Consider the following 17,997-nt stretch of genomic DNA (forward strand, 5'->3'; position numbering starts at 1 on the left):
TAAAGATAGGGAGAACAGGGACTCTAAAGCGTAAAATTTAACTAAAGAGTCCCGATAGATAAAAACAAGTTAGCTCTAATTTTCGAGTAGCTAACGGAAAAGAAAGAACTTCTTAGAACGTAATTCATCGTAACAAATAATATGTGGCTTGATCTCGAAAGGGTAGTATTCCAATCTTACAGGAGTGATTTCCATGAAGGATAAAAGCTCTTCATTAGAGGTCAACTCTAGTAGGTTAGAGAACTGCACGATATTATATTCGTCATGAAAACTTATTCTAGTAAAGTTTTCTTCTTTTAAACGGTTTAGAAGTTCCATTTAATTCCCCCTAAAGGAAGGGTACCCTAAAAAAGCATTATAAAACAAATATTTGATGTTGTTGGTATGGAAGAAGGGGGGAGTGTGAGCAAGAAATAAGATAGGAGCAACTATAGAAGTTATATTTTTATAAAGTTTTCCTGACTTCTATCCTTATATTTTCAGGTCTCGTTCATGAACATACCAAATAAACGTGATAAGATGAATGCATAGATTTTAGTAAAAATTGCTGCCTAACAGGAGGCCAAAATGGAGAATATGATGGATGTATGGATAGAGAATGGATACAAGGTTGTAAAGAAGACAACGAAATCGATTGAAATTGAGGATGCGAGGACGGGAGAGGTTGCTTATGTGCTGCCATATAAGGAGATGACACTCGCCCTTAACCCAAAGACGGTTGAAGCGGATCAGGAATTGATCGATAAATCTGAGGGATTGACACATAATACATCGTTTCTGCAGTTCCCTAAAAGGCAAAATACAGGTAAAAGCCTTATCCAGTACGGATATGCTTTCAAATTTCAATCCTCTGAAGAAGCAGTAAGCTTTCTTAATCATGTTAGCGCTAAGTTGTTAACGAATTAGGTAGTCTAATACATACTTTATTAAGCGATATAACGCATGAAAAAAGCCGCCTGCTACCAGGGGGCTTTTCTCGTGTGTTAACTCGTCTTTACATTCAAGTACTTTTTTCTGGTGTTATACATCACAACAGCCGCCCCTGTATAAAGAGCAATGAACATCAACCCAAGTGTGATAGAAAGTATAAATGCACTTATAATCGAACTAATCGAACAGTATAGAAAAATAGCCACCATTACACTTAGGTGACCTTTACTCTTTAGAGCGTACGTCTTAAACAAGACGAGAAATAACGCAACCAAAATCGCATTTATTAGAAACACTCCGATACCAATCAAGAATACATTATCGAAACCAGCACCTACCGGATACATCCCATCCCCTCCTAATTTATCAATATTTTACCAAATGAAAGAAATGATTTAAAACAAAATCCATCGTATTGCCTCAAGAGGTAAGGTCGCATTCTATCAATCTTAAACTTCCTTATTCACTGGCTTGAAGGTTTCATCCCTCCCTTAAATGGTAAAAGTCTTACAAATAGACGTGATGGAGGTGTGAGGAGGGATGAAGAAGAAATTCAGATATGGAGGGATTGCAGCCATGGTGGTTGGATTGCTCGCATTTTTTATAGGAATGCCACTATTCCAAGGGGGTGGCGAACCTACTTTGGGTGATGGACTTGTGATCCTCGTAAGCTTCTTATTCGTGTTCGCCTTTGGTTTGTGTTTAACTGTTGTCAGTGCATTTGTGAAAGAACAATAGAGGTCAACTGAAAAACGAATATGTGATATAACTTTATTAACTCCCAGGCTTTCTGGGAGTTTTTTTATGAGTAACGAACATTATAGTAGCTACTACTGGTTCAACTAGTAAAATATTAGGTAAATAATTCATATGTACAAGGTATCCTCAGACCTATTCCTCCTTTGTAGAAAGGTTATATTCATTTTAATACCCCCTGGAGAACCCCACTGTTACGCCTTATAACGAATAGAAAGGCAGCCCAATTGAAACTTATTTAAATTTTAGAAAAATTTAAGTAAAATTTTATTGACTAACATTTACCCGTCATTTAAGATGAACTTGAAGGCGCTTTCATTACAATTAGATTTTCATAAAGGGGAGGGGACGTAGTGAAGAAATTATTTGGAATGATCATATTCGTTGCTTTTGTATTGGTATTAGGTGCATGTTCAAGTGATAGCTCTGGTGAAGGTGATAGTGGTGAATCTGACTCTGGTAAAGAGGAGCTTACAGCTTGGGCTTGGAACATTAACGTTCCGGTTTTAGAAATGGCGGCTGAAAAGTTTGAGGAAGAGAACCCTGACTTTAAGCTAAACGTAGTAGAAATGGGTACAAGTGATGTTTATTCAAAGCTAACTACTGGACTTCAAGCTGGAGGTAAAGGTTTACCTGACATTGTCCTTGTAGAGGACGATCGCTTTCAAGGGTACATAAATACGTTCCCAGATGCGTTTGCTAACCTCTCTGAAATGGGATTTGATGAGCAGAAGAGTAAATTCCCAGACTATAAGACGGAACTACTGACGAAGGATGGGGCTATGTATGGTTTCCCATTTGACGGTGGGCCGACAGGGGTCTTCTATCGCCGTGATATCTTCAATGAGGCAGGGGTTACTCCAGAAGATATCAAGACGTGGGATGACTTTATAGAAGCAGGTAAAACGATTAAAGATAAAACGGGTAAAGATATGATTGGCTTAGACTTAAATGGTGATGATGGTCTATATCGCATGATGCTTACTCAGCAAGGTACTTTCTATTTCGACGATGAAGGGGAAGTGAATTTAGCATCTGACGAATCTAAGAAAGCCATGGAAATTACGAAAGAGTTAAAAGACGCTGGTATTGTTAAGAATACAGTGGGCTGGGATCCTTGGATTAGTGCCATGACAGAGGGTGACGTTGCGACTGCTCCATCTGGTGCTTGGTTGTACGGATCCATTACGCAACAAGGTAAAGACACCTCGGGTAAATGGGGAGTATTTAAACTTCCTGCATTTGAAGAAGGCGGAAACCGCGCATCTAACTTAGGTGGAAGTAACTATGTCATTATGTCTGCTAGCGACCAGAAAGAAAAAGCATATGACTTTATGGAATATTTCTCGACTACAAATGAAGTACAGGTTGAAGCAATGGAAGGTGGATTATTCCCATCTTTAAATACTGTCTATGACAATGAAATCTTTAAGCAAGAAGTAGAGTTCTTTGATAACCAGAAGATCTGGGAAATGTTTGCAGGTGAAATGGAAAATATCCCAGCTGTTAACTACACAGGTGACTATGCGGTTGCTAAAGATGAAGCTGTAAAAGCGCAATCTAAGATCGTAAATGGTACACCGATTGAAGAAGCGCTCGAAAATGCCGTGAAGACGTTAAAGAACCGTACGCAGTGATTCTAGCAGAATTCTATCTATGAAAATAGGAAAACAGGGGAGTATAATACTCCCCTGTTTCATTTAAGGATGGCGATAAAATGACACATACGAAGAGGTTCCCTTACTTATTTATAGCTCCTGCAGTCATATTGTTCTGTATCTTTACGGTCTATCCGATTATTTCATCGTTCATCTTAAGTTTTCAGGAGATGGAAGGTGGACAGTACGTATTTGCAGGTTTGGAAAATTACAAGAGACTACTAAACGATAGTATCTTTTGGACGGCTCTAAAGAATACGTTCCTAATCTTTATTATTCAAGTTCCTATTATGATTATACTCGCAATGGTGTTAGCAAGCACATTGAATAGCCAGTTGTTAAAGCTTAAAGGATTCTTCAGAGTTTCCTTCTTCCTTCCGGCTGTAACATCCCTTGTTGCTTACTCCATTTTGTTCAAGATTATGCTTCAAGAGGAAGGGTTATTTAATAACTTATTTATGATGGTCGGCATGGATCCTATTCCATGGCTATCTGACCCGTTCTGGGCCAAAGCTTCTATTATCATGGCGATGACCTGGAGGTGGACAGGTTACAACATGGTCATCTTCCTTGCAGCGCTTCAGAATATTTCAGAAGATCTATATGAAGCGGCATCCTTAGATGGAGCCGGGAAGATTCGTAAATTCTTCTATATTACGGTACCACAATTAAAGCCTGTTATCTTATTTGCGGCAATTCTTTCAACGATCGGGACGCTTCAGTTGTTTGATGAACCGTATAACTTAACAGAAGGTGGACCAGCAGATTCCACAATGACATTAGGATTGTATATTTACCAAAGTGGGTTTGAGTACTTTGAGTTTGGATATGCTTCGGCAATTGCCTATACGGTTGTAATTATTGTAGCCATCTTATCATTCATTCAATTTAAAGTGGCAGGTGATGACAAATGAGTACGAAGATTAATACGTTCAAACGTACGGTTCAATCGCTTCAGATCAGGGGGCAACAAACAAAGAAAGCATCTACTCCTAAAGCGAAATTTAAAGCGCTCTGGATGTATCTTTTGCTTGTCGTCTTTCTTATCATTTCCGTATTCCCATTCTATTGGATGTTTGTAGGGGCAACGAACGATTCTAGTAAAATGTTTACCAATCCTCCTACACTATCATTTGGTAGCGAGTTTATGACGAATTTGACGAACTTAAATGAGTCAATTGGAATTGCAAGGGTCATGTTTAACTCTATTTTTGTTTCTGTTCTGTATGTTGTGATCGCTCTTGCCGTTTGTACTTCAGCTGCTTACGTGCTAGCGAAATTTGAATTTAAGGGAAGGAAATTCATCTTTACGGCCTTCTTGCTATCCATGATGATTCCATATCAGGCTACCTTGATTCCTTTATTCAGAATGATGTCAGACCTTAACTTATTAAATACGTATTTTGCAATTATTGCGCCACAGCTTTGTTTCCCATTTGCGATCTTTCTTATGAGGCAGAACTTCTTGGCATTCCCAAGTGAATTATTAGAGTCGGCGCGATTAGATGGAGCTTCAGAGTTTAGAATCTTCATGAGTGTAGTTGTACCTTCTATGAAACCTGCTTTAGCAGCTACATCGATCTTCTTATTCATGACACAGTGGAATAACTTCATGTGGCCACTCGTTGTATTAAATGAGAATAGCATGTACACATTCCCTGTAGCCTTGTCTAGTTTAATGGGACTTTCTTATATTGACTATGGCCAGGTCATGATGGGAGTAACGTTAGCAACGGTTCCAATTATCGTTTTCTTCTTGGCTCTGCAACGTCACTTTATTTCTGGAATGCTCGGAAGCGCGCTTAAGTAGGGAGGATTTAAATGCTTACTGTAAAAGAAAATCAATTTTATTTAAACGGCGAACCGTATCAAATTCTATCAGGAGCGATTCATTATTTCCGTGTCGTACCTGAGTATTGGGAAGATCGATTACGAAAGTTAAAAGCGATGGGCCTAAACACGGTTGAGACGTATATTCCGTGGAATGTCCATGAACCTCATAAAGGCGAGTTTTATTTCGATGGATTAGCAGACCTTGAAGGATTTATTCAAAAAGCGCAAGAACTTGGGTTACACGTCATTGCCAGACCTGCTCCTTATATTTGTGCAGAGTGGGAGTTCGGTGGCTTGCCAGCTTGGTTATTGAAAGAGCATGATTTAGAGCTCCGCTGTGCTGAGCCTAAGTTCTTGAACCATTTGAAAGAGTATTATGAAGTCCTGTTGCCAAAGCTCGTGCCCTACCTTCAATCGAACGGTGGTCCGATTATCGCCGTTCAAATTGAAAATGAATATGGAGCTTATGGGAATGACCAGGAGTATCTCCAATACAATAAACAGCTGTTAGAGGAGTATGGGATTGATGTCTTGTTATTCACATCTGATGGGCCGGATATGATTGAACATGGGTCTTTGCCTGATGTCGTCACAACATTGAATTTTGGTTCGAGACCTCAACAAGCCTTTGAAATGTTAGAACAATTCAAACCTAATTCCCCTAAGATGTGTACGGAATTTTGGATTGGGTGGTTTGATTATTGGGGAGGGAAACATCATACACGAGAGGCTAAAGATGCTAACGATGTATTTCAAGAAATGCTAGATCAGAATGTTTCTATTAACTTCTATATGTTCCATGGAGGAACAAACTTTGGCTTTATGAATGGGGCGAATCACTATGAAAAGTACACCCCGACCATTACAAGTTATGATTATGATGCTTTGTTAACCGAGTGGGGCGAGCCTACTGAGAAGTATTGGTTTGCGAAAGCTTCTCTCGAGAAGAAGTCAGGGGTTGTTCGGGAGACGCCTGATAGTATGCCAAAGAAAGCATACGGTGAAGTAGCTTTAAATGAACGAGTTAGCTTGTTTGATATAAAGGATAAGATCGCACAGCCTGTATCAAATAAGACGCCATTATCAATGGAGAAGCTAGATCAGAATTACGGCTATACATTGTATTCTACTTTGGTCAACGATCAGGGAACCTTTGAGCTGGATCATACGCCTATCAAGGACAGAGCCTTTATATACGTCAACGGGGTTTACCAGATGACTGTATCTCAGAATGATGAGGAGAGAATAGTAAATGTCCATTTCCCAGATGAAGAGAATAGACTTGAAATTCTAGTAGAGAACATGGGTAGAGTGAACTACGGAAAGCACTTAAAAGATCGAAAAGGGATCATCGATAATCTTTGGTTAAACAATCAATATTGGTTTGATTGGGAAATGCATTCGTTTCCTTTAGAGGACGTTGACCTTCCATTCCGTGTTCAGCAGGATATGAGGTATCCGATGTTTTATAAAGGGTGTATCGAAGTAGATGAAGTAGCAGACACCTTCGTCGATCTAGAAGGATGGACGAAGGGGAATGTATTTGTAAATGGATTTAACCTAGGACGTTACTGGCAGACAGAAGGGCCTCAACAGCGTCTCTATGTACCAGGCCCTCTATTGCGTGAAGGTTCAAATGAGATCATGGTGTTGGAGTTAGAAGGAAATCGTACTTCCACTCTATCCTTCGTAGACACACCATATTTAGGCTGAAGGGAGATGTAACCATGATTGAGATCAATGAATCAACGAAGCAATTCCACCTAACCAATGGTCGAGTGAGTTATATTATGAATGTGATGAAGAATGGTCAGCTTGGCCATTTGTATTATGGGAAAGCGCTCAGACCGAAGGAAGATTTCTCTTATTTCCAACCTGAAACAATACCGACCCCTGCTAGTTGCCATGTGTATGAGGATGATGATGCATTCTCCTTAGAAACAATGCGCCAGGAGTTCCCCTTATATGGGAATGGAGATTTCCGTGAACCTGCTATGCGGATCGAAAGTGTAGAAGGGGTGGATGTAACCCGTTTTCAATATAAGGGGTACGAAAGAATAGACGGGAAATCTTCTTTAGAAGGACTGCCTGCTTCTTATGCAAGTGAGGGTGATGCATCTTCCCTTGTGATTGTGCTAAAAGAGCAGGAGACTAACCTGGAGCTATCTTTAATCTATACCATTTTCCGAAATCATGATGTAATAGCGAGAAGTGTGAAGGTGCGTAACTCTGGTGAACAACCGTTTTATATTCATCGAGTTATGGGGGCATCCGTAGACTTCCCGGATCGAGATTACGAACTATTTCATCTATCTGGGAGTTGGTCTAGGGAGAGGCACCTTGTAGAGAAGAACTTAGATCACGGTAGTTATTCGATTGGAAGTGTCCGGGGTGCGAGTTCCCATCACCACAACCCATTCTTAGGATTGAAGCGGAAGGACTCAACTGAAAATAGGGGTGAGGTTTACGGGTTTAGCTTCATTTACAGTGGAAACTTCATTGGAAATGTAGAGGTAGACCATTACGATGTCTCAAGAGTCATGATGGGAATTCATCCTTCTTTATTTAAATGGACATTAGAGCCAGGTCAGAAATTCCAGTCACCTGAGGTCGTTATGGTGTACTCAGATGAAGGGCTAAACGGCATGAGCCAAAGCTTTCATGATTTCTATAAGCAACAATTAATTTCTCCGAGATGGAAGGAGAAAGATCGACCTATTCTAATCAATAACTGGGAAGCAACGTACTTTGACTTTAATGAAGAGAAATTATTCAGGATTGCTGAGGATGCGAAGTCTCTTGGAATTGAATTGTTTGTTCTCGACGATGGCTGGTTTGGCAAGCGTAACAATGATAAGAGTTCCTTGGGGGATTGGGTTGAAGACCCTGCCAAACTACCAAATGGTCTTGAGTCATTAGCGGATGGAATCCGTTCCAAAGGACTTCAATTTGGGCTATGGTTTGAGCCGGAAATGGTAAGCCCGAACAGTGACCTTTATCGTGCGCACCCGGAGTGGGCAATTGGGGTGCCAGAGCAACCTTTAACACTCGGGAGAAATCAACTTGTACTAGATTTCAGTCGTCAAGATGTTGTGGATTATATTGATCGATGCATGTCAGACATTATTGAACGGACGAAGCTCTCCTATATTAAATGGGATATGAACCGAAATATTACGGAAGCCTACTCCGCTAACTTGGCTGCAAGCAAGCAGGGCGAGTTCTTTCATCGCTACATATTAGGCGTATATGAGTTATACCAGAGATTAACGGAGAAATTCCCTGACGTATTATTTGAGTCGTGCGCGGGCGGTGGTGGCCGATTTGATCCAGGCATGCTTTACTACGCTCCTCAAGCATGGTCAAGCGATAATACGGATGCGATTGAGCGGTTGAAGATCCAGTACGGCACATCGATGGTCTATCCGATCTATAGCATGGGTTCCCACGTCTCAGCGACGCCGAATCATCAAACGCTTCGTACCACACCGCTCGATACAAGAGCCAATGTGGCTTACTTTGGTACATTTGGATACGAGTTGAATCCGGTTGATTTAAGTGAAGAAGAAAAAGAGCAGGTCAAGGATCAAGTCTCCTTCTATAAACAAAATCGAGCGCTCGTTCGGGATGGAGATTTCTATAGGTTATTAAGTCCTTTTGATCACAATGAGACAGCCTGGATGGTTGTGTCAAAAGATAAGAAAGAAGCGTTAGTCGGGTGGTACAAAACGTTAGCCACTCCAAATGATAAGAAAATGAGTTTCCTACCTCTAAAAGGGTTGGACGAAGATACCCAGTATCAGCTTAATCATTCTAAGACCTTCTTTGGGGATGAGTTGATGAACCATGGTCTTCCGCTTCCAGTAGAATTTAATGGGGTAAATGGAGAGATAGCAGAACGTGGCGGGGATTTTCAGTCGATGGTGTTTCATATTAAAGCAGAGTAGGTAATCCCACCGCATGGAAGACTTTGTTGAACGCGGCGGATTGGTGCTGACTTCGTTCAGGGCTGGCGTGAAAGACAAACACAACCGAATTCCATTTGGCCAATCAGCGCGGAAGTGGGACGGCGTATTATATTGGAACAAGCCTATCAGAAGATGCCATGTATTCCCTTGTAGCTGCGATTATAGAGGAGACTCAGTTAGGCTCTATAGAAAGTCCTGATGGAGTGGAAGTCAGCTTGCATTCAGGTGAGGCCCGCCTCTATGAAATTGTGATGAATCACAACAATCTTCCTCTTTCTTACAATAGATATGAATTGCAACCTTATAGTTGTACCTTTTACGAGATTGTAGATGGTGGCAAGTGGATAGAGCTATCTACGAGTTACGCTACAAGGGGCACATTGTATAGACACTTCAGAATCTTCTTGTTGGATTCTATGTAGTTAAAACTAGTATAATAGAATTAGAGCGCTTACAAAAAGGATGTAGTTGATAAAGGAGTACTTGGCATGGCAACTATAAAAGACATAGCTGAAAAGGTAGGGGTATCGCTTGCTACTGTATCAAGAGTATTAAACTATGATACCTCCTTATCAGTAGCAGATGACACCAAGAAGAGAATATTTGAAGTAGCTGAAGAATTATCTTATAAGAAGAAGAAGCGGACAAACACATCATCTCCAAAAATAGGTCTTGTCCATTGGTACACAGAACAAGAAGAATTGGATGATTTATACTACATGTCGATTCGACTAGGAATAGAAGAGAAGAGTCAGCAGCGTGGGTTGCATCTTCTAAAGTTTTTTCAGAATGATTATGATCAAATAAGTAAAGAAGAGTTACAGGGGATCATCGCACTTGGTAAATTCAGTGACCAGGACGTTCAACAACTAGAGAAAATTACTAAGAATATTGTCTTCGTAGACTGTGATCCGAACCGCGATCAATTTGACCGGGTAGTCGTTGATTTTGAGAAGGCCACGGAAAACGTCCTCGAGCATTTTATACACACCAACCACCAAACGATTGGCTATATTGGAGGAAGGGAATTAGTGCGCGGAGGAACCGATTGGATAGACGATCCAAGGGAGAGGACCTTCAAGAGATACTTGGAAGCAAAAGGACTCTTTGCTCCAGAGCATGTCTACGTGGGATCTTTCTCTGTAGATGATGGGTATCGACTCATGCAAGAGGCGATTGATAGCGATCATGAGTTGCCGACGGCTTTCTTTGTTGGGAATGATTCCATGGCCATTGGAAGCTTGCGAGCTCTTCATGAGAACAAGATCGAAGTACCTGAACAGGTCAGTATCATTGGTGTTAATGACATTAGTGTCTCAAAGTATATGTATCCTCCCCTAAGCACTGTGAAAGTATATACTGAAATTATGGGGGAGACGGCAGTAGATTTATTGAGTGAAAGACTCTCTGGCCGCACCGTAGCCAAGAAGGTTGTATTAGCAGCCAAGTTAAAAGTAAGGCAAAGTAGTAAAAAGTAGATCAAGTACACAGTGATAGATTTTTATAAAAAGATTATGGAAGCCAACCGTTAATAGAGCGGCTGGCTTTTTTGTGTATTCGCATGAGTTGACCTCTTCCTGATTCTGTTATATAATTATCTTGAATTCGAGATAATTAATTATACAAATAAAAAGGTGGTTAGAATATGAATTTATTAGGTATTCATCACGTTTCAATATTAACGGGTAAAGCTGAGAAGAACTTTGAATTTTATACAAACGTGTTAGGTATGCGTCTGGTGAAGAAAAGTGTCAATCAGGATGATACAAGTTCGTATCACTTATTCTATGGAGATGCGAAAGGAAATCCTGGTACGGAGCTTACGTTCTTCGATATCCCGATGCTTGCACCTACGCACCCTGGGGTTTCTAGTATATCGAGCACCTCTTTACGAGTAAGGGATGAAGAGTCTCTCCAATATTGGAAGAAACGCTTTGAAGAGTTTGGCGTGACTCATGAGGACATTAAGAAACGCGCTAACCGCAATACGTTAGCCTTTGAAGATTTTGAAGGAACGAAGCTTATTCTTGTAGCGGATGACGGGGAAGACGGTGTCGCTGCTGGTGAAGCGTGGAGTGAAACGGACGTGCCAGCCGAACATGGTATTGTAGGACTTGGAGCTGTTCTCCTTCGTGTCCGTAATCAAAAACCAACCGCTCGTGTCTTAACGGATGTGTTAGGCTTCGAACATGTGGATACGTACCCTTCTGTTGATGGGGATGGGTTACCAGATGTTCATGTTTACTCAACAGGTGAAGGTGGTGTAGGGGCTGAAGTACACATTCAAGAACGCCCTGATCTCCCGAAAGAACGGATCGGTCGAGGCGGCGTACACCACGTAGCCTTCCGTATTCCAAATGAAGAAGAGTATGACAAGTGGGCAGAAAAGATTCAAGCAGCCGGGCTCATGAACTCAGGCAAAGTCGACCGATTTTACTTTCAGGCCCTGTACTTTAGAGAACCAAACGGAATTCTATTTGAACTATCAACCGACACCCCTGGCTTCGACGTTGATGAATCAGTAGATTCCTTAGGTCAAAACTTATCCCTGCCTCCATTTTTAGAGGACCAGCGGGAGCAGATTGAACAGAAATTACGTCCGTTAACGTTAAAGGAATAAAAAGTTTGCTAAGGATCAAGGACATACCTTGATCCTTTTTTTGTGAATGATCCTTCCAATCTGTGCTACACTTTCATAAAGATTTTGAAGAGAAGGTGGGAGCGGAATGGAGTATGTGGCTTCTTTTGATATAGGAACGACAGGAATAAAGGGATGCCTTGTAAGTCGAGACGGCGAAATGTCTCATATGGCCTATGAACCTATTCATACATATGAAGGGGAAAGTGGAGAAGTCGAACAAAGTCCGGATGACTGGTGGAAGGGTGTTAAAGGGATCTTTCAACAGTGGAAAGAACAAAATGCTAGTCTTACTAAAGGGATACGGGCGATTGCGTTTAGCGGGCAAATGGAAGACGTTATTCCAATTACAGCGGAAGGTTCACCTGTTCGAAGAGCGATTCTGTATTCGGATGGGAGGGCTGTGAAACAAGCTGAAGCTATACGAGAGCAATTTGGTACTTGGAGCGATCGCATAGTCAATGCCGTAACGGGTACCACGCCCTTGGCTAAGATCGCTTGGATGATGGAGAAAGAGGAGGATCTTTATAACCTGACTTCGACATTCCTTTTTAGTTCTAAAGACTACATTATTTATAAATTAACAGGAAAGTTCGTAGCCGACCCAACGACTTCTGCGACAACGGGCATGATGAACATTCACACACGAGACTGGGAAGAAGAATGGGTACGGTTCAATGGTATCAGTCTATCCAAGATGCCTTCACTACTGGCGCCGGAAGAGGGAGTGGGAATGGTGCTAGATGGGGTAGCAGTCTCCCTCGGACTAGAAGGTGACGTGGAGGTTTTCTGTGGGGTCGGAGATGCGGGCGCGACAACAATTGGTGCTGGAAATGTAAGAGAGGGAAGTATGTACGCTTACCTTGGGACGACCGGTTGGGTGGCTACAACGAGTACCGACCTTGCTTTAGAAGCGCCGTTTACATTAGCGCACTTACCGATGGAACGTCTAATTAACATCGCTCCGGTACTTAATGCGGGCAATGTACATCGGTGGGCGGTAGAAACGTATATGGGTGATGTTTCAGACGAGGGGTTTAAAGTTTTTGATGCAATGGTGGATGGAGCAGAAGCAGGGAGTAAAGGCGTGTTGTTCTTACCCTACTTGCACGGGGAACGGTCACCTGTTCAAGATCCTGACGCAAAAGGGTCCTACATTGGCATAACAGGGAGTGTTGAGAGGCAGCACATGGCTCGTGCTGTAATGGAAGGAATCTCGTTTTCTATCAGACAACTGTTTGAAGATGTGAGCAGAGCGCTACCTTCGAAAGTGGAGTGGATGACATTAATAGGCGGAGGGAGTAAAAGCAAAGCCTGGTGCCAGATGATTGCCGACGTTCTTCAGATTCGGGTCCATGTTCCGAGCTTAGGTGAATACTTGCCCTCGTTCGGAGCAGCCTCAACAGCCTTTGTCGGCCTTGGATGGTGTGAGGATTATGAAGCGTTTGTTGATCATTACTTGGATCATTATGTTGAAGTATTTCATCCTAATAAGAGTGTTCAAGGAGTATACGATCAGCAATATGGACAGTTTAAGAAGATTTATGAGCAAGTGCGAATGATTGATAGTTGAAGAGGGAGGGCCATAGGGGACAGGTACCTCGTCCCTTCGTGTTCCGAATCAATTTGGTTAAAAGGGACAGTGTACCTGTCCCCCTTTCCCACAAAAAGAGGGCTGCCGATGATCGGCAGCCCTTGTTCATTATTTAGTTAGAAAATTCTCCGTATAATAAGGCTGAGCTTCTTCATTGAAAGCGACACCTACAGCAAGGCGCTCAAAATCCTTGTGTAAAATATTTTCCCTGTGCCCGATAGAGTTCATCAGCCCTTCATGTGCAAAGATACTGCTAGATTGCCCTGCTGCTAAGTTCTCACCAGCCGTACGATACGCAATCCCGTCTTCTGTCATTCGGTCAAACGGAGACTGACCTTCAGGGTTGGTATGACTGAAGTAGTTGTTGACCGCCATATCTTTACTGTGATCACGAGCAGTCGTCTTAACGGCTTCGTCCCAAGTGAGGACGCTTAGGCCGTGTTCGACGCGGGCGGCGTTTGTTAGGTCAAATAGCTGGTATTCGAATCCTTCTTTTAGTGCCGTACTTGGTTCGCCGAAGAATCCTTCTTTTTGCTGTTCAAGCTCTTCGCTAATAATCTGCACAGCGGTGACCGTATTTTGTTCGTGCTTATCATAGAAGACAGTCACATAACTTTGGTCAATATTAAATAGATCGTACTCGTCTTTGTTCTGCACTTGATAGCGAGTCAATCCTTTACGAATACTTGATTGAGACTCTGGCATAGCAGATTGGACGGATTGTTTGGAACTACCAATTCGAATCGACTCTTTAGAGGAGACGAGATCCTGGTTCGTATATAAGCCCACAACTTGATTCTGATCATTGTAAGCTACCATGAAGAAATTTTGATAGTTTTCGTGATAGGCTACCCAGTTTACACCGTATTCATTTAATGAAGCACGCTTTGGAGCCCCGGCTTGCTCTTCGACCGTTTGTCTCGTGTCTCCGAGTTCGATATTGTGAACAGAGAAGGACTGTTCAGATGGAGCATCTAATGTTGGTTTCTCCACATCTGGAGCTTCTGGATTTGAACTTGGTTTCGGTTCTTCTCCAGTTAATCGATCAAATAGGGACTGTACTTCTAAGGAAATGGCATTCACAGTCCGACGAACTTCAGGGTCTTGACTAATCTCGACCACATCCGTTTTCATTTCTTCGTATACACCCTGCACACCAGACTCGTTGAATGTATCTCCGTATATATACCATATACCCCCTATAATAAGGAGTAGTAAAATCACTCTTCTTAATTTTGGCATTGTCTCACTCCTGCCTGAATCTCGAGTTGTTGTTCTCATTGTAGCACTGTCTCTATCCAATATGCATCAAAGAAGGCCTTCCTAAACCCTCTCCAAATAATGGGGCAGAGGGACAGGTTCGTCGTCCCTTCGTGTTTCGAACTAATTTCAGAAGAAATGGTAGGGAGCTTCTTTAATATTCTAAGAGTTGAAGGGAAGATGTACCTGTCCCCCTGACCCTGCTATACTTTTAGTAGAATACATAAGAAAAAGGAGTTTCATAATGGCAAATATCAAATATGAAATCATTTCAGAAATCGGAGCGATCTCTGAAAATCCAAAGGGATGGAAGAAGGAACTTAATGAGGTGAGCTGGAACGGGCGTGAGCCGAAGTATGATCTAAGGGATTGGGCTCCGGACCATGAAAAGATGGGGAAAGGGTTAACCCTTACAAAAGAAGAACTTGTGCAGTTAAAGCATATGCTAAATGCACTAGATTTGGAAGATTAGTATATGTGGGGGGACGGTGTACCTGTCCCCCTGGCCCATAATAGAAGAAAAAAGGAGATTACAAGTGAAAGATCGATTCGACTTACCTCATGTCTTAGAACCGTACAGAGAACAATTGGCAAAAACTATGCAGCCTTACATAAGCATTACAACTGAGCAACGTAAGACAAACCTACGTGAAAGTAAGTTTGGAGGAAATCCGTATTTTCCTAAAGAATTGGACTATCCAAAAGACCTAACAGGAGAAAATATGCGTCTCTTGGCGCAAATAAACTTTAGTGAACTTCCCACTTTTGAAGGCTTTCCTGAATCTGGGATTCTGCAATTCTTTATTTCCCCTCATGATGACGTAATGGGGATCGATTTTGACGAAATGACGAATCAATCGTATTTTAAGGTTCTCTATCATGAAGAGATTTTACAAGATGATGAGAAACTATTAGAGAATATAGGGAACTATAAGATAAGCGAAGAATTTAACTTTCCTATAGAATATGAGCTCTCACTTTCGTTTGATATAGAACAAGAGCCCATTTCTTGTGAAGACTACCGAGTGGAAGATCAATTAGACGCTACGATCGATGAGCTACAAGACGAGGAACTTCATGGGGAAGATTTGTGGGAAGTATACTTTGAACACTTTTCTGGAGAAGGCCATAAATTGGGAGGGTATCCATACTTTACACAGAATGACCCTCGCGAAGTGGAAAAGCGCTACAAGGATCACGAAATCCTCCTCCTACAGATCGATACAGAAGATGATAAAGGTATTATGTGGGGAGACGCAGGCGTGGCGAACTTCTTTATTAAGAAAGAAGACTTGGAAAAACGAAACTTTACAAATGTCCTGTATAACTGGGATTGTCACTAGAATGACAAAAGCCTTAACTTAACGTTAAGGCTTTTATTTTTGTTAGGACAGAGGGGCAGGTTCCTCTGCCCTTCGTTTATCGAACTAATTTGAGATTGCTCGAAGGGACAATGTACCTGTCCCTCCCGTCCCATTTCTGGTATAATTTGGTGGTGTGTATGGAAGGGGGAGGTTTCATTGAGGAAAACGAGTGATCTTGATCCAACAATTGTGAAAGTGGCGATTATTGTTGTAGGCGTTATATGTGCGGGGCTTCTGCCGCTTATTCTTGTGACGATTCTACAAGATATTTTTTACTTTTCTCGCGATCACATTTATTTCGAAGCACCGTTATCGGCATACATTTGGGGTGGTGCTGCGATTCTATCAATACCAATGTTACTTGTGGTAGATCTGATTGCAGGGAAGTGGAATGACAGATGGGGGAAGAAAGCGTTAGGGATTCTGATGACGATTGGTGTTGTTGTATTTAGCTTATCTATGTTGTTATCGGTAAGGTCTTATTTTTATTTCGATCCGAACGGGTTGCATGTAAATGGAGCATGGACTCTTGATGAGCACAATATCGACTGGGATCACGTAGAGGAAGTTGTGAAGAAAAACGAGAAGAAAAACGGAACCCTTTCTTTAAAAGAGGTTGATTTTGTAACCAAGAATGGAGATGTCTTCACGATTACAAATAACAAGAATTGGATGGATTATCAGTACACGATTTATGATTACCTTGAAAAGGCTGATGTGACCATTACCGAGAAACGAATAGAAGCTAAATCTTAAACTAGCGCCCTAAATACTAGCAATTTTGAACATACATAATACCCTCAACAAAAAAAGCCTGTAAGAGCACATTAGCTCTAACAGGCTTTTTTTAATTATGATCTTTTAGACTCTGTATAAATCGCTTCTACAGCGTTCTGAAGCGTTGAGTATATAGCAATATCACTTGGCTTGTCGTAGCCGGTACTCCATTCTTTAGCTACAGCTGGTTGAATGCCTGTCAGCGTTACGTTAATGCCGATTAGCTTAACCGTTTCCATAAGCTTTTCAATCTTATTTAAGAATTCCAGGTCAACCGATCGTATAGCAGAGAAGTCTAAGATTAGATCATGAACGTTCATTTTAGAAATGTTTTCTATACCTTTATCTAATATGTAGTGAAACTCTAAGTTGTCTATAACGGGTTGGAGAGGGAAGAGCGCGATCTGGTTCGTGACAGGAATAATAGTAACGGACATGTCCTCCATATTCTTAACCAATGCTAACTGTTTCTCGTGATAAGCGGTAACGTCTTGGAATTCTGCAAGAGCCCCCATTTTTTCGTTCCCCTCTTTGAGAACTTTTGTCTTAAGTGAGAGATAGAGTCGGTACTTTCCCCATTGATAAGGCATGGCATCTAGATCAACTTCTTCACCTGTTTTGACTGTTCTTTCTATATGTCGAATGTCTTCAGGTGCGTCGGGGAAAAGGTCATACACATTCTGTCCAATCGCTTCTTCCTGATTAATTTGAAGCAAACGAGCGCCAACTTCGTTCAAAGCTGTAATGCGGTATTCCGTGTCGATCGCCAGTATTCCAAACGAGAGATGGTTCATCATTTGATTCGATAGTTGGTTCATACGAAACTCCCCTTAAAAGTAGATTGCGATACAAATTAATGATTCCTTGTGTTTATTAATATACGACAATAAGAATCAATCTACCTCTATCCTACCTTTAATAATCTATTAATGAAAACTTGAATGCCTTTTGTTTAGAAATATTCATTATTTTAAGAACGTTTTATGAACAGTTATCTGCTAGAGGGGGTTCGAATAAAGCCAAAAGCTAAAATAATTAAGATTCCTATTAAGATCATACCAATGATGAGTGCATCCACTATATTCCCTTGATAGATTGAAAAGCCTACAGGGGGGAGTGAAAACAGGAAGAATACAATAAAGGCTCTAATAAAGAGTGCTTTACTCATATAAGTTCTCCTTTCTAACATTATAAGAGCCCCATCCCTTTTCGATGGGGC

General features: G+C 41.5%; 19 protein-coding genes. 14 read left to right on the forward strand and 5 right to left on the reverse strand.

All coding sequences use genetic code 11. The features are described from left to right. Positions 1 to 90: 90 nt before the first annotated feature. Positions 91 to 318, reverse strand: coding sequence for a hypothetical protein (locus tag IEW76_RS10110; protein ID WP_188653444.1), 228 nt, complete (start codon positions 316 to 318; stop codon positions 91 to 93). Between the two features lie 249 nt (positions 319 to 567). Between IEW76_RS10110 and IEW76_RS10115 the strand changes: the two genes are divergently transcribed. Then, positions 568 to 906 carry a hypothetical protein gene (locus IEW76_RS10115; RefSeq protein ID WP_188653447.1) on the forward strand — a complete coding sequence of 113 codons (339 nt, stop codon included), beginning with the start codon at positions 568 to 570 and terminating at the stop codon, positions 904 to 906. Between the two features lie 77 nt (positions 907 to 983). Here the strand turns inward: IEW76_RS10115 and IEW76_RS10120 are convergent, their stop codons facing one another. Continuing rightward, positions 984 to 1,277 (reverse strand): hypothetical protein, encoded by a 294-nt coding sequence (locus IEW76_RS10120; protein ID WP_188653448.1) that lies wholly within the window; start codon positions 1,275 to 1,277, stop codon positions 984 to 986. Positions 1,278 to 1,470: 193 nt separating this feature from the next. Here IEW76_RS10120 and IEW76_RS10125 point away from each other — a divergent pair, with 193 nt between their 5' ends. The 10 genes from IEW76_RS10125 to IEW76_RS10170 all read left to right on the forward strand — a co-directional run bounded on the left by IEW76_RS10125 (position 1,471) and on the right by IEW76_RS10170 (position 13,356). Then, the gene (locus tag IEW76_RS10125) at positions 1,471 to 1,668 is read left to right on the forward strand and encodes a hypothetical protein (RefSeq protein ID WP_188653450.1); all 198 of its coding nucleotides are present in this window, start codon (positions 1,471 to 1,473) and stop codon (positions 1,666 to 1,668) included. A 371-nt stretch (positions 1,669 to 2,039) separates the two neighbouring features. Next, positions 2,040 to 3,323, forward strand: coding sequence for an ABC transporter substrate-binding protein (locus IEW76_RS10130; protein WP_188653452.1), 1,284 nt, complete (start codon positions 2,040 to 2,042; stop codon positions 3,321 to 3,323). 80 nt (positions 3,324 to 3,403) lie between these two features. Next, complete coding sequence (locus IEW76_RS10135; protein ID WP_188653454.1) at positions 3,404 to 4,258, forward strand: carbohydrate ABC transporter permease; 855 nt, start codon at positions 3,404 to 3,406, stop codon at positions 4,256 to 4,258. Next, positions 4,255 to 5,154, forward strand: coding sequence for a carbohydrate ABC transporter permease (locus tag IEW76_RS10140; RefSeq protein ID WP_188653455.1), 900 nt, complete (start codon positions 4,255 to 4,257; stop codon positions 5,152 to 5,154). Before IEW76_RS10135 ends, IEW76_RS10140 begins: the two co-directional genes overlap by 4 nt. 11 nt (positions 5,155 to 5,165) lie before the next feature. Beyond that, entirely contained in the window at positions 5,166 to 6,890 is a 1,725-nt protein-coding gene (locus IEW76_RS10145; protein ID WP_188653456.1) for a glycoside hydrolase family 35 protein, read from the forward strand. Between the two features lie 14 nt (positions 6,891 to 6,904). Next, positions 6,905 to 9,124 carry an alpha-galactosidase gene (locus IEW76_RS10150; RefSeq protein ID WP_188653457.1) on the forward strand — a complete coding sequence of 740 codons (2,220 nt, stop codon included), beginning with the start codon at positions 6,905 to 6,907 and terminating at the stop codon, positions 9,122 to 9,124. 95 nt (positions 9,125 to 9,219) lie between these two features. Continuing rightward, positions 9,220 to 9,567: a hypothetical protein gene (locus IEW76_RS10155; protein ID WP_188653458.1), complete on the forward strand. Its 348-nt coding sequence runs from the start codon at positions 9,220 to 9,222 to the stop codon at positions 9,565 to 9,567. Positions 9,568 to 9,633: 66 nt separating this feature from the next. Next, positions 9,634 to 10,623, forward strand: coding sequence for a LacI family DNA-binding transcriptional regulator (locus tag IEW76_RS10160; RefSeq protein WP_188653459.1), 990 nt, complete (start codon positions 9,634 to 9,636; stop codon positions 10,621 to 10,623). 167 nt (positions 10,624 to 10,790) lie between these two features. After that, on the forward strand, positions 10,791 to 11,765 hold the full coding sequence (locus tag IEW76_RS10165) for a ring-cleaving dioxygenase (RefSeq protein ID WP_188653460.1): 975 nt from the start codon (positions 10,791 to 10,793) through the stop codon (positions 11,763 to 11,765). A 106-nt stretch (positions 11,766 to 11,871) separates the two neighbouring features. Beyond that, positions 11,872 to 13,356, forward strand: a complete 1,485-nt coding sequence (locus IEW76_RS10170) for a xylulokinase (protein ID WP_188653461.1) — start codon at positions 11,872 to 11,874, stop codon at positions 13,354 to 13,356. A 129-nt stretch (positions 13,357 to 13,485) separates the two neighbouring features. On the opposite strand, the gene IEW76_RS10175 is transcribed toward IEW76_RS10170, so the two are convergent. Then, complete coding sequence (locus tag IEW76_RS10175; protein WP_188653462.1) at positions 13,486 to 14,619, reverse strand: CAP domain-containing protein; 1,134 nt, start codon at positions 14,617 to 14,619, stop codon at positions 13,486 to 13,488. Positions 14,620 to 14,881: 262 nt separating this feature from the next. On the opposite strand from IEW76_RS10175, the gene IEW76_RS10180 reads away from it, so the two are divergent. From IEW76_RS10180 to IEW76_RS10190, 3 genes are all read left to right on the forward strand, one after another. Next, positions 14,882 to 15,109: a YdbC family protein gene (locus IEW76_RS10180; protein ID WP_188653464.1), complete on the forward strand. Its 228-nt coding sequence runs from the start codon at positions 14,882 to 14,884 to the stop codon at positions 15,107 to 15,109. 64 nt (positions 15,110 to 15,173) lie between these two features. Further along, positions 15,174 to 15,980 (forward strand): YwqG family protein, encoded by an 807-nt coding sequence (locus tag IEW76_RS10185; protein ID WP_188653466.1) that lies wholly within the window; start codon positions 15,174 to 15,176, stop codon positions 15,978 to 15,980. Between the two features lie 177 nt (positions 15,981 to 16,157). Continuing rightward, the gene (locus IEW76_RS10190; protein WP_188653468.1) at positions 16,158 to 16,757 is read left to right on the forward strand and encodes a hypothetical protein; all 600 of its coding nucleotides are present in this window, start codon (positions 16,158 to 16,160) and stop codon (positions 16,755 to 16,757) included. A gap of 95 nt (positions 16,758 to 16,852) precedes the next feature. On the opposite strand, the gene IEW76_RS10195 is transcribed toward IEW76_RS10190, so the two are convergent. Continuing rightward, on the reverse strand, positions 16,853 to 17,596 hold the full coding sequence (locus tag IEW76_RS10195; RefSeq protein ID WP_188653470.1) for an STAS domain-containing protein: 744 nt from the start codon (positions 17,594 to 17,596) through the stop codon (positions 16,853 to 16,855). 173 nt (positions 17,597 to 17,769) lie between these two features. Further along, positions 17,770 to 17,946: a hypothetical protein gene (locus IEW76_RS10200; protein ID WP_188653472.1), complete on the reverse strand. Its 177-nt coding sequence runs from the start codon at positions 17,944 to 17,946 to the stop codon at positions 17,770 to 17,772. Positions 17,947 to 17,997 lie beyond the last annotated feature (51 nt).

Source organism: Pontibacillus salipaludis, assembly GCF_014642405.1.
In the GTDB taxonomy this organism is placed as follows: Bacteria; Bacillota; Bacilli; order Bacillales; family BH030062; genus Pontibacillus; species Pontibacillus salipaludis.

Excerpts from the sequence above, each read along its gene's own strand:
- IEW76_RS10110 (WP_188653444.1), bottom strand. The coding sequence starts at position 318 with ATGGAACTTCTAAACCGTTTAAAAGAAGAAAACTTTACTAGAATAAGT.
- IEW76_RS10115 (WP_188653447.1), top strand. The coding sequence starts at position 568 with ATGGAGAATATGATGGATGTATGGATAGAGAATGGATACAAGGTTGTA.
- IEW76_RS10120 (WP_188653448.1), bottom strand. The coding sequence starts at position 1,277 with ATGTATCCGGTAGGTGCTGGTTTCGATAATGTATTCTTGATTGGTATC.
- IEW76_RS10125 (WP_188653450.1), top strand. The coding sequence starts at position 1,471 with ATGAAGAAGAAATTCAGATATGGAGGGATTGCAGCCATGGTGGTTGGA.
- IEW76_RS10135 (WP_188653454.1), top strand. The coding sequence starts at position 3,404 with ATGACACATACGAAGAGGTTCCCTTACTTATTTATAGCTCCTGCAGTC.
- IEW76_RS10140 (WP_188653455.1), top strand. The coding sequence starts at position 4,255 with ATGAGTACGAAGATTAATACGTTCAAACGTACGGTTCAATCGCTTCAG.
- IEW76_RS10145 (WP_188653456.1), top strand. The coding sequence starts at position 5,166 with ATGCTTACTGTAAAAGAAAATCAATTTTATTTAAACGGCGAACCGTAT.
- IEW76_RS10150 (WP_188653457.1), top strand. The coding sequence starts at position 6,905 with ATGATTGAGATCAATGAATCAACGAAGCAATTCCACCTAACCAATGGT.
- IEW76_RS10160 (WP_188653459.1), top strand. The coding sequence starts at position 9,634 with ATGGCAACTATAAAAGACATAGCTGAAAAGGTAGGGGTATCGCTTGCT.
- IEW76_RS10165 (WP_188653460.1), top strand. The coding sequence starts at position 10,791 with ATGAATTTATTAGGTATTCATCACGTTTCAATATTAACGGGTAAAGCT.
- IEW76_RS10170 (WP_188653461.1), top strand. The coding sequence starts at position 11,872 with ATGGAGTATGTGGCTTCTTTTGATATAGGAACGACAGGAATAAAGGGA.
- IEW76_RS10175 (WP_188653462.1), bottom strand. The coding sequence starts at position 14,619 with ATGCCAAAATTAAGAAGAGTGATTTTACTACTCCTTATTATAGGGGGT.
- IEW76_RS10180 (WP_188653464.1), top strand. The coding sequence starts at position 14,882 with ATGGCAAATATCAAATATGAAATCATTTCAGAAATCGGAGCGATCTCT.
- IEW76_RS10195 (WP_188653470.1), bottom strand. The coding sequence starts at position 17,596 with ATGAACCAACTATCGAATCAAATGATGAACCATCTCTCGTTTGGAATA.
- IEW76_RS10200 (WP_188653472.1), bottom strand. The coding sequence starts at position 17,946 with ATGAGTAAAGCACTCTTTATTAGAGCCTTTATTGTATTCTTCCTGTTT.